A 16,153-nucleotide genomic window follows, 5' to 3' on the forward strand; every position below is an offset into this window, starting at 1 on the left:
ACTTAGTGAGCTGCCGCTTTTTCGGCCGCTTCGCGTTGCTTGGCAATCTCCTGGTTGCGCAGGAGGAAGCGCTGGATCTTGCCGCTGGGGGTCTTGGGCAGTTCGTCGACGAACTCCACTTCCCGCGGGTAGCTGTGCGCCGACAGTCGCTTGCGCACGTACTGTTGTAGTTCCTCGGCCAGCTCCGCGCCCGGCCGGTAGGACGAGCAGAGCACCACGAAGGCTTTCACCAGCTCGGTTCGCTCCGGGTCTGGCTTGCCGATGACCGCCGCCTCGATCACTGCCGGGTGTTCGATCAGCGCGCTCTCCACGTCGAACGGACCGACGCGGTAGCCGGAGGTGGTGATCAGGTCATCGGCGCGGCCGACGAAGCTGATGCTGCCATCGGCGTTCAGCTCAACGGTGTCGCCGCTGAGGTAGTAGTCGCCGACGAAGGATTTGGTCTGCATGCCCTGGTAGCCGGCGAACCACATCATCGGCGAGCGCGTGCGATCCATGGCGAGCGTGCCTGGCTGGCCGGCGGGCAGTTCGTTGCCCTGCTCGTCCAGCACCACCACACGGTGGCCGGGGATGGAGTAGCCGGCAGCGCCCATGTGTACCGGGTGCTCCAGCTCGTGGTGGTTGGCCAGCACCATGCCCAGCTCGGTCTGGCCGTAGTGGTCGTGGATGGTCACGCCCAGCTCGCTGGCGAACCAGCGGATGACTTCCGGCGTCAGTGGCTCGCCAGCGCTGCTCACGGCGCGCAAGCAGCCTTTGAGTGGTTTGGACGCGGCATCACCGGCGGCAATCAGCAGACGGTACGCGGTGGGAGAGCCGGCCAGGTTGGTGATGGCGTACTTGCGCACGATGCGGCAGGTGCTCTCCACCGTGAACGCGCCTTCGTAGAAGGTGATCGGGTGCCCCATGGCGAGCGGCCCGGTAACCCCGTAATACAGGCCGTAGGCCCAGCCTGGATCGGCCAGGTTCCAGAACGAATCTTCCTCGCGCAGGCCCACCGCATCGCGCATGTAGCCAACGAAGGCGACGATGGCTTTCAGTGGCACGGCGAGTGGCTTGGCCAAGCCGGTGGTGCCGGAGGTAAACATCAGCAGGAAGGTGTCTTTGCCGCTGCGCAGCACCGGTTCGAAGTCCGGCGAGTGGCGTTCCAGTTCGGCCCAGAAGCTGTAGTCGCCGTGGCGGATGCCCTGCCCCTTCGGCCCGCCGACAGTGACCTGCGTGGGCGCGTCGGGTACTTCGTCGAGCTTGCCACGGTTGGCGCCGTCAGTGACCACCACCTTGCTGCCGGCCAGCTTCACGCGATGCTCGATGGCTTTCGGCCCGAAGGCGGTGAACAGCGGCTGGTAGACCGCGCCCAGGCGCCAGGTGCCGAGCACGGTGATCAACAGTTCCGGCGTACGCGGCAGCATGCCGGACACTACATCGCCGGGGCGCACGCCGAGACCGTGCAGGAAGCTGGCGAAGCGGCCGGAAAGTTCCTTCAGCTGGGTGAAGGTGTAGGAGGCGCTGTCGCCGTCCTTGCCCTCCCAGAACAGCGCGATGCGGCCGGGGATAGCATGGCGGTCGCAGCATTCGACACAGGCGTTGAGGGCGTCGAGGTTGCCGGCCAGCGTGGCATCGGCGGTGGCGCGGTAATCGAATTCGGCAGCGGCGGCGGAATGGGAACGCATCACTTGGGACTCCCGGGTTGTTCTTGTTGGAGTCCCCTGATGTTCCCGCCGTGTGCGGACGCGGGCAATGTCGAAAGCCGCCAATCTGGATGAGCGGATTGGACAGCCATGGCGCTGTGTGAGGCTTGGGTTTGCGTAGGAGCGGATCTTATCCGCGATCCGGCCATTCCGTGCGGCGCGCGAGCAAGGACCGGACGTCTCCCTCGCTCCTGCAGGGCCCGTTTCGACACAACGCCTACCGTCAAACCTGCGCCGATGCGATTTTTTGTAGGAGCGGATCTTATCCGCGATCCGGCCGGCAGGCCGGTGTAACTCCCCGGTTGTCCGGGATGTCGCGGATAAGATCCGCTCCTACAGACGCATCCTGTTAAACGCGGAACTGATCCATCAACCCCTGCTGATGATTGGCCAGCTTGTTCAGCGACTGGCTCACCTGCGCCGATTCCTGCGCCTGACTCGACAGCGACTCGGTCACATCGCGGATGCCCGCCACGTTGCGATTGATCTCCTCGGCCACCGCGCTCTGTTCCTCGGCGGCGCTGGCGATCTGCAGGTTCATGTCGGTGATCACCCCGACGGCGTCGCCGATGCGCTTGAGCGCGGCCACGGCCTGTTCGACCTGGGACACGCTGTCCTGCGCCTGGCGATGGCTGTTGCTCATCGCACCGACCACATCGCGGGTGCCGTTCTGCAGGCCCTCGATAACCTGGCGGATTTCCTCCACCGAGTCCTGGGTGCGCTTGGCGAGGTTGCGTACTTCGTCGGCGACCACCGCGAAGCCGCGCCCGGCTTCACCGGCGCGGGCCGCTTCGATGGCGGCGTTGAGCGCCAGCAGGTTGGTCTGCTCGGCGATGCCGCGAATGACCTCCAGCACCGAGCCGATCTGCTCGCTGCTGGCGGCGAGACCTTCCACCTGGCTCATGGCGCTGCTCATGTCGCTGGCCAGTTCGTCGATCAGGCGGGTCGTGTTGTCGATCACGTTGAGACCATCGCGGGTCGCGCCGTCCGCACCACGGGCGGCATCGGCGGCCATGGCGGCGCTGTTGGCGACGTCGTGGGCGGTGGCGCTCATCTCCTGCGAAGCGGTGGCAACCTGGTCGACTTCGCGGAACTGCTGCTGCATGCCGGCACTGGTCTGGCTGGCGATTTCCGAGGATTGGTCGGCGGTGGCGCGGGCGTCCTGCACCGAGGATTTCACGTCGCGGATGATCGGCTGCAGCTTGTCGAGGAAGCGGTTGAACCAGCCGGCCAGCTCGCCCAGTTCGTCCTTGCCGGCGTAGTCCAGGCGCTTGGTCAGGTCGCCTTCGCCGCTGGCAATGTTGCGCAGCATGGCGGCGACGTTGAGGATCGGCCGGGTCACGCCGCGGGCGGTGAGCCACACCAGCAGCAAGCCGACCACGGCGGCAATCAGGCCGAAGATGGTCTGCCACAGCGCGCCGCTGGAGTTGCGTTCATCCAGTTGCTTCTGCAGTTCCAATGCGGGGGCCAGCAGGACGTCCTGCGGCACGTCCAGCACCACGGCCCATGGTTTGGTGGCGTCCGGGATCGGCAGCAGCGGCTCGACCACGCGCAGTTGGCCATCCTTCTCCAGCACCTGCGGGCGGCCGCTGGCCTGCAGCGACAGCAGCTCGGCGGCCTGGCCGGGAATGGCCTTCTCCAGCGGCTGGCCGAGCAGCGCTTCGTCGCTGCTATAGCCGGCAAGCAGGCCCGCCGGACTGACAATGCTGACACTGCCGGCGCCGTCGTAGAGCTGGCGGTCACCATCGGCGGCCAGCTGTTGCAGGCGGCTCAGGCTGATGTCGATACCGATGACGGCAATGACCTTACCCTGGTCCATGAGCGGGAAAGTCACGGTGGTCATCAGCACCTTGGTGCCCGAGGCGCTGTCGAAATACGGGTTGAGCACACAGGCCTTGCGGGTCTGCAGCGGGCACAGCTGCCAGGTGTTGAAGGGGCTGCCGTCGAGCATGGCCGTGGTGTCGGCGATCATGTCCTCGGTCACCGCCAGGCCGGTCATCTCGCCCGAGGCCTTCTGCGCCCAGTAGGCGCCAAAGCGGCCCTTCTCGTTGCTGCCGGCATCGGGCTGGTCATGGAACGCGGCATCCTGGCCGTCCAGCGCATCGGGCTCGAAGACCACGTAGAGGCTGAGCAGATTCGGATTGCTCTTCAGGCCATCGCGCACCAGCAGGTTGAGGTCCTTGCGCACGCCGGTGGCATCCGCGCCGTGTCTGGTCGACTGCTCGCGCAGCTGACTGACCTGGCGGGAGAACTGGTTGCCGAAGTGGTACACGTCGGTGAAGAAGCGCTGGATGATCTCCGCCTGCTGCTCGCTGCGCGCCTGCATCCGCGACTTGGCGGCGTCCTTGAGCATGTCGGCGTTGGCCGCCTTGATCAGCTCGGCGTCGTGGTTCATCCGGAACAGCGAGAGGCCGACCAGCAGGCAGACGATGCAGAGCAGGCAGAGGCCGGTCAGCAGCGTGATCTTCCACTGGATCGAGAGGCGGGACAGGGGCATGGAGTGGCGTCCTTGGGAGAGAGCGGTTCTGTGTTGTTCTATCGGCCTTTAAGGCGGCTACTTGAGCCAAGCCCTTAAATTTCAGGGCTCCTGGCGGATCAGTGCGCGGTATTGCCCCGGCGTCGATCCGGTCCATTTGCGGAAGGCCTTGTAGAAGGCGCTGGTGTCGGCAAAACCCAGTTCTTCGGCGAGATCGGCGAAGTTGCCATCGCCGCTGTCCAGCCGTGCAATGGCGAGGTCGCGACGCAACTGGTCCTTGAGCGCCTGGTAGGACTGCCCTTCGGCCGCCAGCTTGCGGCGCAGGGTCGAGGGCGCCATGTAGAAGTGGCTGGCCAATGCGTCGAGGTCCGGCCAGCGTTCGAACTTCAGGCTGCGCAGATAGGCCTTGGTGCGTGCGGCGAGGCTCTGCGGGTCGCGGTAGCGCACCAGGATGTTGGCCGGCGCGCCATTGAGGAAGCGCCGCAGTTCGCGCTCATCACGGCGCACCGGCAGCTCCAGCGCTTCGGCGTTGAACAGCAGGCGCGATTGGCGGCGGGAGAAACGCAGGTTGTCGCTGAACATCACCCGGTAGTCCTCGATGAAATCCGGCTGCGGGCAGCGCAGTTCGATGGCGAGGATGGGGATGCGCCGCCCCACCAGCCAACAGGCCAGCCCGTGCAGCATCAGCCACAGGGTGAAGTAGCAGAAGGCGCGAGACGCGGAGCTTGCGGGCTCTTCGAGGGTGACCGAGGCAACGCCGTCCTGGCGCACCAGGCGCGGCGTGAAGTCATCGAACACCAGACCCATGAAGCGCAGCGCGGCATTCATCGCCGCTTCCAGGGTCGGCTCGCGGATCGCCGCGGCGGCCATGAAGTTGAAGCTGCCGGACTTCATGCGCCGGGCATTCATGCCGAAGAATTCGTCGTCCATCTCCTTCGCCAGGCGCAGCCAGAGCCGCGCGTAGGCCTGGCTGGAAACCCGCGCATAAGGCTTGCCGAACAGTTCCGGTGCGATGCCGGCGGCGGCCAACAGCGGCCCGTCGTCGCGACCGGCGCGACGAAACTCGGCCAGCGCTTCGCTGACCAGGCGGATGGAGATGGTGCCCTTCTCTACGCCCATGGCGCCCCGATGTCAGGAACGCGCGCCTGGGCGCAGGAAGGTGTCGAACGATCAGCCACGCTTGGCGCGCACCTCTTCGATACTGATTTCGCGCATGCGGAACTTCTGGATCTTGCCGGTCACCGTCATCGGGAAATCTTCGCAGAAGCGGAAGTGGCGCGGCACCTTGAAGTGGGCGATGGCGTTCTTGCAGAAGGCGCGCAGCTCGTCTTCCTCGACGCTGTGGCCGGGGTGGAACTTGACCCAGGCCACCAGCTCTTCGCCGTACTTCTCGTCGGGAATGCCGATCACCTGGGCGTCGGCCACGGCGTGGTGGGTGTAGAGGAATTCCTCGATCTCGCGCGGATAGATGTTCTCGCCGCCGCGAATGATCATGTCCTTGCTGCGCCCGACGATGCGCACGTTGCCGGCATCGTCCATCTCGGCGAGGTCACCCGTGAGCATCCAGCGCGCCGGGCTGATCGCCTCGGAGGTCGCCTGCGGGTTGTTCCAGTAGCCGAGCATCACGCTGTAGCCACGGGTGCACAACTCGCCGATGGTGCCGCGCGGGACGATGCGGCCGTCGGCGTCGATGATCTTGCTTTCCAGGTGCGGCTGGGTGCGGCCGACGGTGGTGACGCGGGTTTCCAGGTCGTCTTCCGGGCCGGTCTGCAGCGACACCGGGCTGGTCTCGGTCATGCCGTAGGCGATCTGCACTTCGGCCATGTGCATCTCGTCGATGACCCGGCGCATCACTTCGATCGGGCAGGTGGCGCCGGCCATGATGCCGGTGCGCAGGCTGGAGAGATCGAATTCGCGGCGGGTCGGGTGATCGAGTTCAGCGATGAACATGGTCGGCACGCCGTACAGCGCGGTGGCCTTCTCCTCCGCCACGGCAGCCAGGGTCGCCTCGGGCTCGAAGCTGGGCGCGGGGTAGATCATGGTCGAACCGTGAGTCAGGCAGCCGAGGTTGCCCATCACCATGCCGAAGCAGTGATACAGCGGCACCGGGATCACCAGGCGGTCGTGCTCGGTGAGGCCCAGGCTATCGCCGACCATCAGGCCGTTGTTGAGGATGTTGTAGTGGCTGAGCGTGGCGCCCTTGGGGAAGCCGGTGGTGCCGGAGGTGTACTGGATGTTGATCGGCTCGTCGAACTGCAGCAGTGCCTGGCGCTCGGCCAGCTCGGCGGCGGACGTGCCACGGCCCAGCGGCTCCAGCTGGCTCCAGCGCAGGAAGCCGGACGGCGCCGTATCGGACAGGCTGATCACCCCGCGCAGCTCCGGCAGGCGGTCGCTGGACAGCTCGCCCGGACGCCCCTGCCCCAGCTCGGGCAACAGGTCGGCGAGCATGCCGTGATAATCGGAGGTCTTGAACGCATCCGCGCACACCAGCCAGCGGCAGCCGGACTGCTTGAGCGCGTATTCCAGCTCGTTGCCCCGGTAGGCCGGGTTGATGTTGACCAGCACGGCGCCGACCTTGGCGCTGGCGAACTGGGTGACGCACCACTGCGCGCAGTTGGGCGCCCAGATGCCCATACGGTCGCCGGGACGCAGGCCGAGGGCAAGGAAAGCGCGGGCGATGCCATTGACCACCTCGGCCAGTTCGGCCCAGGTGTAGCGCAGGTTCTGGTGGCGAACGACCAGAGCCTCGCGTGCAGCGAAACGCTCTACCGTGGCGTCGAAGGCCGCGCCGACGGTCATGGCCAGCAGGGGTTTGTCCTGGGGGCCGCGGGTGTAACTCAGGTGGTTCATGGCTTTCCCTTGTTGTGCTTGTTCTGGGATCAACGCTGAACGATCGGCTCTGGCAGCGGTGCCAAAGCACCGAGAGCCAACCTACCCCGCCGGCCTGACTGACCGGTCGCGGGCGACGGAGCATGTTTACGTTAACGTAAAGGTAAACGCAACCCCGACCATCGACCATGCGATACGCCGGGTGCCTCCGTACATTTCAGAATAGTCAGTCACAAAGCGTGCCATAGGGCCTGAATCCCATAGCCGGCGCGGCCTTCAGAAGATTTCGAGTGCTTCGCCGGTGCACCTGGCCAGTTGCATTTCGCAACAGCTCGGGCAAGCTGCCGCGCCGCGACTGCCAGCGCGGGTCGCGGTGTCTGCGCAGCGGGCGTCACCAGGTCTCAAACTGTCGCAATCTGAGACGCCTCGCGCCGCGTGCGCTATGCCAGACCTTGCATTAGAATTCGCCGAAAATGCCTACATGGATGTAGACACATTCCCACCTCATGCTTGCGAATCACATCCATGACTACTCGTCGTTCGATACTGAGCCTGCTGTTTGCCTGTGCCGCTGTTGTCTGTTCATCGAACTCCTTCGCCGCCTCCCCCGCCAAGGCGGCTTCCCCCAAAGAGCTGGTGCTCGCCTCCGGAAGCGCCCTGGTGGTCGACCTGGAGAATGGCAAGACTCTCTACTCCAGCAACCCCAACCTGGTGGTGCCCATCGCCTCGGTGACCAAGCTGATGACCGCCATGGTCACCCTGGACGCCAAGCTGCCGATGAACGAGCTGATCCCCGTGGACATCTCCGAGACCGCCGAGATGAAGGGCGTGTTCTCCCGCGTTCACCTGGGCAGCATGATCAGCCGCCAGAACATGCTGCTGCTGGCGCTGATGTCCTCGGAAAACCGCGCCGCCGCCAGCCTCGCGCATAACTATCCGGGCGGCTCCAGGGCCTTCGTCGCGGCGATGAACGCCAAGGCGAAATCCCTCGGCATGACCAGCACCCATTACGTCGAGCCCACCGGCCTGTCGATCCACAACGTCTCCGACGCCAACGACCTGATCCGCCTGGCCAAGGCTGCCTACACCTACCCGCAGATCCGCGCGATGAGCACCACGGCGACCAGCGACGCACGCTTCAGCAAGCCCAGCTACTCGCTGAGCTTCTTCAACACCAACCCGCTGGTGCGCAACGGCAAGTGGGACATCCGCCTGACCAAGACCGGCTTCACCAACGACGCCGGCCACTGCCTGGTGATGGTCACCATGATGAACGGCCGCCCGGTCGCCCTGGCACTGCTCGATGCCTTCGGCAAGCGTACCCACGTGGCCGATGCCAGTCGCATCCGTCGCTGGGTGGAGACGGGTGTCGCTTCGCCGGTGCCGGCTGTCGCCCTGCAATACAAGGCCCAGCGCAGCCAGGCGCGCGCAGCCAACATCACGGCCACCGCCGAGTAAGCTCCTCCCCCGCGCTGGCGGAGTCCGCTCCGCCAGCCGCCCTCTCCTGTCTCCTTCCCCCTGTCGTTTCAGCCCTGCTGGATGGCGCTTCCGTCACTTATATGCCGGTCATCATTCAATGCTAGTATGACGACCGTAATATTTATTCGAGCGTTGGAGCCTGCGATGACCGAACTGACCCTGACTCGTGAACAGAAGATCGCCGCCTGGGAGGCGGCGGCCACCGAGATGCGCCGCCGTCTGGCCGAACCCGGCGTGATCGCCCTGCAGGAGCTGCGCGGCAAGACGCCCCAGGAATTCTTCGATGGCATCGGCGCCGGCGAACTGCCCGCCCCGCCGATCAATGCGCTGATCGGCTTCGTGCCGCTGGAGTGGGGCCAGGGTCGCTTCATCTTCCAGGGCACGCCGGACATGCGTCACTACAACCCGCTGGGTACCGTGCACGGTGGCTATGCGGCCACGCTGCTGGACTCGGCCATGGGCTGCGCCGTGCACACCATGCTCGAACCGGGCCTGGGCTACACCACCACCGACCTGCGCATCAGCTACATCCGCGCACTGACCCGCGACACCGGGCCGATCCGCGCCGAGGGCACGATCGTGCATGTCGGCCGCTCCACCGCACTGGCCGAAGGCCGTCTCTACGATGTGGACGGCAAGCTCTACGCCACCGGCTCCACCACCTGCCTGATCCTCGGGCGCTGACAGCTGTTCAGGAGACTGACCATGACTTCCGTCGTTATCGCGGGTTATGCCCGCTCCCCCTTCCACTTCGCCAAGAAGGGCGCACTGATTGACGTGCGCCCGGATGACCTCGCCGCGCAGACGGTCAAGGGGCTGGTCGCCCGCAGCGGCCTGGATGCCAGCCTGATCGAAGACCTGATCATGGGCTGCGCCTATCCCGAGGCCGAACAGGGCATGAACCTGGCGCGTATTACCGGCTTCCTCGCCGGGCTGCCGGAAACCGTGGCCGGCGCCACGGTGAACCGTTTCTGCGGCTCGTCCATGACCTCCATCCACTTCGCTGCCGGGCAGATCCAACTCGGCGCCGGCGACGCCTTCATCTGCGCCGGCGTGGAGTCCATGACCCGAGTGCCCATGGGCGGTTTCAACCTGTCGCCCAACCCGCGACTGCTGGCCGAGTTCCCGCAGGCCTACATGCCCATGGGGCAGACAGCGGAAATCGTCGCCGAGCGCTTCGGCATTTCCCGCGTCGACCAGGAAGCCATGGCCGTGGATTCCCACGCCAAGGCTGCCCGCGCCCGTGAGCAGGGCCTGCTGGCGGCAGAAATCGTGTCCATCGACACGCCCAACGGCGTAGTCAACGAGGATGGCTGCATCCGCCCCGGCACCAATCTGGAAGCGCTGGCGCAGCTGAAACCGGCATTCGGCGGCAGCGTCACCGCCGGGACCGCCTCGCCGCTCACCGATGGCGCGGCGGCTGTGCTGGTGTGCAGCGAGGACTTCGCCCGCGCCCACGGGCTGGACATCCTGGCGCGGGTAAAAGCCGTCGCCGTGGTGGGCTGCCCGCCGGAAGTCATGGGCATGGGCCCGCTCTACGCGACCCGCAAGCTGCTCGATCGCGCGGGGCTGCGCATGGCCGACATCGACCTGGTGGAAATCAACGAAGCCTTCTCCAGCCAGGCCCTGGCCTGCCTGCGCGGGCTTGAGCTGGATATCGACCGGGTGAACCTGCACGGCGGCGCCCTGGCCATCGGCCACCCGCTGGGCGCCACCGGCGCGCGCATCACCGGCAAGGCGGCGGCGCTGCTGAAGGAAACCGGCGGGCGCTATGCCATTGCCACCCAGTGCATTGGTGGCGGGCAAGGCGTGGCGACTTTGCTGGAAGCCGTGCGCTGATCATAGGGCGTACAAGGAGCGCTCTGGCGCTGGGTGAAGACATCGCGGACGGAGTCCGCTCCTACCCGAGGCTGAGCCCCGTAGGAGCGGACTCCGTCCGCGATCGTCTTTCAGGGCATTCCGTGCCTGCCCTGAATCACCTCCCCTCGCCCACCCTGCGTTAGAATGTCACCCAGCATTCCATGCACCGCAGGAGACATCCGGTCATGCGTTACTCCGAAGACCACAAGGCCCAGACCCGCGAACGCATCATCAACGAGGCGGCGCAGCGCTTCCGCAGCGAAGGCGTCGACGCCACCGGCCTGCAGACGCTGATGAAGGCGCTGGGCCTGACCCACGGCGGCTTCTACGCGCACTTCAAGTCCAAGGACGAGCTGGTGGAGATCGCCCTGCAGCAGGCCGCCGACCAACTGCGCCCAGTGGTCGACCAGCAGTTCGCCAAGGACGACCCGCTGCCCGGCTTCATCGACCAGTACCTCTCCACCGGCCACCGCAATGCGCCGGGCAAGGGCTGCCCATTGCCGACCATCTCCGCGGAGCTGGGCGCGCGTGGTCACGCCAGCGCCACCACGGACGCCATCGTCCAGGCGCGTATCGAAGCGATCGAGCAGGCGCTGCCCAGCGAGCATGCCGAGGACGAAAGCGTCGCCCTGCTCGCCACGCTGATTGGCGCGCTGGTGCTGTCGCGCAGTGTGGCGGATACGGAGTTGGCCGACCGCATCCTGGAGAGCACCCGGCGGCACATAAAGCGGGAGATTGGCGCGGCGGAGTGATTGCTGCGGATACCTGCAAGAGCAACAGGCTTTTTCGGAAAGTTTGTGCCTGCGTTTTCCCCTCACCCCAGCCCTCTCCCAAAGGGAGAGGGAGCTATCTGTGCCGGCTGACGCCCTGGTTTCCTCCTGAACCGAGGGCTGCCCGTTGCCAACCATCTCAGCGGAGCTGGGCGCCCGTGGTCACGCCAGCGCCACGACGGACGCCATCGTCCAGGCGCGCATCGAAGCGATCGAGCAGGCGCTGCCCAGCGAGCATGCCGAGGACGAAAGCGTCGCCCTTCTCGCCACGCTGATTGGCGCGCTGGTGCTGTCGCGCAGTGTGGCGGATACGGAGTTGGCCGACCGCATCCTGGAGAGCACCCGGCGGCACTTAAAGCGGGAGATTGTCGCGGCGGAGTGAGGGCTGCGGACACCCGCAGGAGTAACAGGCTTTTTCGGAAAGTTTGTGCCTGCATTTTCCCCTCACCCCAGCCCTCTCCCAGGGGGAGAGGGAGCCGTATGTGTCGGCTGACGCCCTGGTTTCCTCCTGAACCGGAGAGCCCCTCTCCCAAAGGGAGAGGGGGCTGTCTGTACCGGCTGACGCTATGATTTCATCCTTCACCGAACGGTCCCCTCTCCCCTTGGGAGAGGGTTAGGGTGAGGGCCAGTCCGAGCGCAGATGCTCAGCCCATGCGCGCCATTACACGCACGGCGTACTCCAGCAAAATCCGCGCATAAAAAAGCCCCGGCACAAGGCCGGGGCAAGCTTTCGCCACTCAGTTACTCGGTTATTCCACCGCCACGCCATAACGCTGCGCCGGCGCGCTGCGCGAGAGGTTCGGCGCCATCTTCAGGCGCGCGGCGGTGAAGGCTTCGAACTCGCCCGCATCCGGCAAAGCCGGCAGGGTCACCACTTCGCCCTGGGCCAGGCCGGCCAGCGCGGCGTCGACCATGTGGTTCACGTCCATCAGCATTTCCGCCGGCAGTGCGGAGATGTCGGTGCCGGCGCGGTCCCAGATTTCGGTGCGGGTGGCGCCCGGCAGCACGGCCTGGATGCGCAGGCCCTGCGGCGCCAGTTCCTGCTGCATGGATTGGGTCAGGTTGAGCACGAAGGCCTTGGTGGCGCTGTAGCTGCCGTTGAACAGTTCCGGCGCCAATGCCAGCACCGAGGCCACGTTGATGATGGTGCCGCGCCCACGTCCGGCAAAGGCCTTGGCGGCAGCGCCAGCCAGGCGCGCGGTGGCGGTGACGTTCAGTTCGATCATGCTTTCCAGACGATCCAGGTCGGTCTCCAGCAGCGTCCCATTGATCGCCACGCCGGCGTTGTTCAGCAGCAGGCTGATGCTGCTGTCTTCAGACAGGCGCGCTTCGACGCGGGCACGATCCTCGCGACGGGTCAGGTCGGCCTTGAGCACATCCACGGAAACGCCGTGCTCCTCGCCCAGTCGAGCGGCCAGGGCTTCCAGGCGTTGCTGGTCGCGGGCCACCAGCAGCAGGTCGTAGCCCTGGGCAGCCAGGCGTTGCGCGTAGGTGGCGCCGATGCCGGAGGAAGCACCGGTGATCAGTGCGCGGCCCAGTTCGGATTTGGCATTCATGGTTCTGTCTCCAGTGAGGCGGTTGCCCCGCATGCAAGGTTGGGAGGGCCGGTTGGCCGTCTGGAATGTCCGACCCGATTCAGATTATGGCCGTCATCTGAAGCTGAATATTATGCTCATAATATTATCTGTCAAGGTCCATTTCCTGAGGGTGACGAGTGGTAACCGGAGTGGCGGCAGACCGTACCGCACGGGCCCTGGAAGCCATTTGGCGGTTTAGATTGCCCATTCTAGAGCGCTCGCGAGAGGCTGTCGGGCGTCTCCACACAAGAACAAACCGGGAGCGCCACCTGCACCTTTCTGCCTGTCTCAACGCCGGCGATGCCGGAGGAGGACACATGCGATTGCGCTGCTTTTTCCTGGGCTGTGCTTGGGATGAAGGGAATCTGACCGAGGTCGGCCATGTGCCGATGGTTTGCCAACGTTGCCTGCGCTGCGGTGCGCAGCGTTATCTGAGCCCCGAGCCGGAAGTCTGAGGTCGGCCCGAAAAGAAATGCCCGGAGCACGCAAGTGCTCCGGGCAGTCCGGTACAGCGAAGGTGAATCAGTTGGCCACGAACGCCTGGCTGGTGGTGATTGCCATGTCGCCGCCGGGCAGCTTCAGATCGCCGATGCGCTCCAGGCTGTCGGCGTCATAGATCGCCACGTCATTCAGGGTGCCGGTCAGGTACAGCTTGTTGCCGGCCTTGTTGGTCGACAGGCAGTAGTAGGAGTGGTCCAGGTTCGCCGCCTTGACCAGCTTCTGCTCCTTGATGTCGTACTTGGCCAGGCGGTTCAGCACGCCGTAGACAACGTTGCGGTCCTTCGCCGAGCGGATGCCGCTGAAGTACACCTCGGTGACCGGGCCGAAATCGACGGTCTCGGTCTTGCCGGTGGCCAGGTCGATGTTGAAGAAGCCGTAGAGGAAATCGGCCGTGGCCATGTCCTGCTTGGCGTCCTTGAACTTCGCCGTGGTGTAGAGCAGCGAGAAGTCACGCGGGTAGGTCTGCTGGTTCCACACGTAGAGCACATCTGGCGGCGCGTAGTTGGGGCGCTTCCAGTTGCGGCTGGGGATGATCACGTCGAACTTGCCGGTCTTCACGTCCACCTTGTAGATGTCCGGGCCCGCCACGTAGAGGGTGCCGTCGTCGCCGCTCTGCATGATGGTCAGCTGGCGCGGCGCCGGGAAGGTGCGCACCGGCTTGGCGCCCATGCCGTCGGCCACCGAGTAGACCTGCAAGCGCGGCTGCTGCACTTCGTAGTGCTCGGCAAGGATCAGCGTCGGGTTGGCGATGGCGTAGATCTCCTTGCCGTCGTGGCTGACGGTCATGGAGAACATCGCCCGCGCGTTCTCGCCCGCCTTCTGCGCGATGGTGGCGTGGAACACCGGTTTGCAGTCATCGAGCTGGATGCCGTAGATGTCCGCGTAATGGTTGCTGAGGATGTAGGCGACCTTGCGATCCGGCGACAGCTGGGTCATGCCCGGACCATAGGCGCCGGGGATCGCGCAGGTCTTGTAGAGCTTGTCGGTCTGCATGTCGATGACGTGCAGATTGTTCGGGTAGTTGGTGCTGATCAGGTACTCGTGGCCACTTTCCAGCGCTTTGCCGGTGTCGGCGCCGGCATCGGCGGCAACGGCTTGCAGCGCGCAGGCCAGCGAGAGGCCGCCGAGCGCGGCGGCGAATGCTTTTCTGGACATGCAGGTTTTCCTCTTGTTCTTCTGGTCCATGCTCTTTGGGCCGATATTCGTCAGTCCGGTCATTTGTCGTCCGGGAATACGGTGCCGAGGTTGCGCCAGTTCTCGGCCGAAGCCTGCGCATCCTTGTTCCAGTCGGGGTAGGTGCTCATCATGTCCGGCACCTGGGCTGGCCACCAGCACGGGTCGGAGCAGCCGTAGAGGTCCGCTTCCATCGGCTGGCAGAGCGAGGACACTCCGCCGAACACGTCGACTTCCCAGCCCGGGTCGGTGGTGGCCGCGCAGCCGGCCACGGAGTTCATCGCCACCACGTCTTCGATGCGATCCTCGGCGGCGGCCTGTTCGAGCTTCTGTGCTTTGGTGTTGATCGCTTTCAGATGTTTCATGTCAGTGCGCCTTCCGCGGAGTGATGTGGCGGTCGATGAAGCTGGGGTTGGAAGCCATGATCCGGCTGTAGACCTCGATGCCGAAATCGACCCAGTCCCTCATCAGTTCGCAGTAGTGGTAGGTGGGGTGCGCCGGGTCGCCATAGCGCGCGTAGCTCTCGTGGTAGCAGCCGCCGGAACAGAGGTTGCGGATGTGGCAGGTGGCGCAACCGGTGTCGGTGCGGTCCAGGCGCTGGGAGAGGAACTCGTTCAGCTCGGCCTGCTTCACCCCTTCATGCACGTTGCCGAAGGTCGGCAGCGAGGAACCGGTGAAGCGGTGGCACAGGTTCAGCTCGCCCTTGTGGTCCACCGCCAGCATCTTCAGCCCGGCACCGCACGGCAGGGCCTTCTTCTGCCCTTCGTGGATATCGGTGATCAGCTGGTGCAGGTTGGAGAAGCCGATGTTACGCCCTTCCAGCGCCTCGTCCAGGTAGCGCCGGCCGAGGGCCTTCATGCCGGCGAAGACCGCCTTCAGCTCGTCCCCGGTGAGGTTGTAGCTGCTGATGTCGCCCGAAGTGACCGGAGCGAACCCGACTTCGGCGAAACCCATCTCGTTGAACAGGTGGTTCCAGATGGTCTCGACATCGGTGACGCCGGTGGTCAGCGTCACCCGCGCGCCGACCGGCCGCGCGGTGTAGCGCGACAGCAGCATGTCGGCCTTGCGCCGCACTACGTCATAGGTGCCCTGCCCGCCCACGGTGATGCGGTTGCGGTCGTGCACCGTCTTCGGCCCGTCGATGCTGATGGACAGCCCGAAGCGATGGGCGTTGAGCCAGTCGACGATTTCCTCGGTGAGCAGCGTGGCGTTGGTGGTCATGACGAAGTCCACCGTCTTGCCCAGCTCGCCGAAACGGCGCTCGCAGTACGCAACCATGTGCTCGATCAGCGGGCGGTTGGACAGCGGTTCGCCGCCGAAGAACACCACGGTGTAGCGCTGCTCGTCGGGGGATTCCTGGATCAGCATTTCCACCGAAGCCTCGGCGGTTTCTGCGCCCATCTTCTTGCCGGCGGAGGGCTTGTCCAGGTCTTCCTTGTAGCAGTACGTGCAGCTCAGGTTGCAGCCGGTGTTGACGTTCAGCACCACGGTGTTGAGCGCGGTGCGGTCAACCTTCTTGATGCCGATTTCAGGGGGCAGCGGCGAGCCGTCGCTGACCAGTTCCAGCGCGATCAGCTCGCGCAGGGTCTCGTCGATTTCCTCGGCGCCGAAACGCCCGGCCAGGCGTTGGGTCAGTTCGTCCGGCGAGCAGGCATGCCCGCGCAGCGCGTCGATGATCCCGCCGGTCAGCGCGTCGCTGGCGAACAGCGAGGAACTGGGGATATGGAACAACAGGCGGTCGGCGTCGACCTGCACTTCGTGCAGGTTGCGTTCGACCAGATTCAAGATGGCGCCCATGGCGAC

Annotated in this window: 14 protein-coding genes; 6 read left to right on the forward strand and 8 right to left on the reverse strand. The window is 65.4% G+C overall.

Going from position 1 to position 16,153, the window contains the following annotated elements; translation table 11 throughout:
* Nucleotides 1-2: 2 nt before the first annotated feature.
* From JVX91_RS21955 to JVX91_RS21970, 4 genes are all read right to left on the reverse strand, one after another.
* Nucleotides 3-1,667 (reverse strand): acyl-CoA synthetase, encoded by a 1,665-nt coding sequence (locus JVX91_RS21955; protein ID WP_205336236.1) that lies wholly within the window; start codon nt 1,665-1,667, stop codon nt 3-5.
* 367 nt (nt 1,668-2,034) lie between these two features.
* Nucleotides 2,035-4,182 carry a methyl-accepting chemotaxis protein gene (locus JVX91_RS21960; protein WP_205336237.1) on the reverse strand — a complete coding sequence of 716 codons (2,148 nt, stop codon included), beginning with the start codon at nt 4,180-4,182 and terminating at the stop codon, nt 2,035-2,037.
* 81 nt (nt 4,183-4,263) lie between these two features.
* Entirely contained in the window at nt 4,264-5,280 is a 1,017-nt protein-coding gene (locus JVX91_RS21965) for an AraC family transcriptional regulator (protein WP_205336238.1), read from the reverse strand.
* 51 nt (nt 5,281-5,331) lie between these two features.
* Nucleotides 5,332-7,011: an AMP-binding protein gene (locus JVX91_RS21970; RefSeq protein ID WP_205336239.1), complete on the reverse strand. Its 1,680-nt coding sequence runs from the start codon at nt 7,009-7,011 to the stop codon at nt 5,332-5,334.
* Nucleotides 7,012-7,515: 504 nt separating this feature from the next.
* On the opposite strand from JVX91_RS21970, the gene pbpG reads away from it, so the two are divergent.
* The 5 genes from pbpG (at nt 7,516) to JVX91_RS21995 (ending at nt 11,481) form a co-directional block, all read left to right on the forward strand.
* Complete coding sequence (pbpG, locus tag JVX91_RS21975; protein WP_205336240.1) at nt 7,516-8,448, forward strand: D-alanyl-D-alanine endopeptidase; 933 nt, start codon at nt 7,516-7,518, stop codon at nt 8,446-8,448.
* 228 nt (nt 8,449-8,676) lie between these two features.
* Nucleotides 8,677-9,153: a PaaI family thioesterase gene (locus JVX91_RS21980; protein ID WP_205340074.1), complete on the forward strand. Its 477-nt coding sequence runs from the start codon at nt 8,677-8,679 to the stop codon at nt 9,151-9,153.
* A gap of 15 nt (nt 9,154-9,168) precedes the next feature.
* On the forward strand, nt 9,169-10,308 hold the full coding sequence (locus tag JVX91_RS21985) for a thiolase family protein (RefSeq protein WP_205340075.1): 1,140 nt from the start codon (nt 9,169-9,171) through the stop codon (nt 10,306-10,308).
* A 206-nt stretch (nt 10,309-10,514) separates the two neighbouring features.
* A complete protein-coding gene (locus JVX91_RS21990) occupies nt 10,515-11,081 on the forward strand; it encodes a TetR/AcrR family transcriptional regulator (protein WP_205336241.1) in 567 nt (188 codons plus the stop codon).
* 145 nt (nt 11,082-11,226) lie between these two features.
* Nucleotides 11,227-11,481: a hypothetical protein gene (locus JVX91_RS21995; RefSeq protein WP_205336242.1), complete on the forward strand. Its 255-nt coding sequence runs from the start codon at nt 11,227-11,229 to the stop codon at nt 11,479-11,481.
* A 367-nt stretch (nt 11,482-11,848) separates the two neighbouring features.
* On the opposite strand, the gene JVX91_RS22000 is transcribed toward JVX91_RS21995, so the two are convergent.
* On the reverse strand, nt 11,849-12,655 hold the full coding sequence (locus tag JVX91_RS22000; protein ID WP_205336243.1) for an SDR family oxidoreductase: 807 nt from the start codon (nt 12,653-12,655) through the stop codon (nt 11,849-11,851).
* Between the two features lie 338 nt (nt 12,656-12,993).
* Between JVX91_RS22000 and JVX91_RS22005 the strand changes: the two genes are divergently transcribed.
* Nucleotides 12,994-13,131: a PSPA7_2676 family Cys-rich small protein gene (locus tag JVX91_RS22005; protein ID WP_205336244.1), complete on the forward strand. Its 138-nt coding sequence runs from the start codon at nt 12,994-12,996 to the stop codon at nt 13,129-13,131.
* Nucleotides 13,132-13,198: 67 nt separating this feature from the next.
* On the opposite strand, the gene peaD is transcribed toward JVX91_RS22005, so the two are convergent.
* The 3 genes from peaD to peaB are packed head-to-tail and all read right to left on the reverse strand — an operon-like array spanning nt 13,199 to nt 16,147.
* On the reverse strand, nt 13,199-14,332 hold the full coding sequence (gene peaD, locus JVX91_RS22010) for a quinohemoprotein amine dehydrogenase subunit beta (protein WP_205336245.1): 1,134 nt from the start codon (nt 14,330-14,332) through the stop codon (nt 13,199-13,201).
* A gap of 59 nt (nt 14,333-14,391) precedes the next feature.
* The gene (gene qhpC, locus JVX91_RS22015; RefSeq protein ID WP_015477047.1) at nt 14,392-14,715 is read right to left on the reverse strand and encodes a quinohemoprotein amine dehydrogenase subunit gamma; all 324 of its coding nucleotides are present in this window, start codon (nt 14,713-14,715) and stop codon (nt 14,392-14,394) included.
* Between the two features lies 1 nt (nt 14,716).
* On the reverse strand, nt 14,717-16,147 hold the full coding sequence (gene peaB, locus JVX91_RS22020; RefSeq protein ID WP_205336246.1) for a quinohemoprotein amine dehydrogenase maturation protein: 1,431 nt from the start codon (nt 16,145-16,147) through the stop codon (nt 14,717-14,719).
* Nucleotides 16,148-16,153 lie beyond the last annotated feature (6 nt).

Origin of the sequence: Pseudomonas sp. PDNC002 (assembly GCF_016919445.1) — a bacterium.
In the GTDB taxonomy this organism is placed as follows: Bacteria; Pseudomonadota; Gammaproteobacteria; order Pseudomonadales; family Pseudomonadaceae; genus Pseudomonas.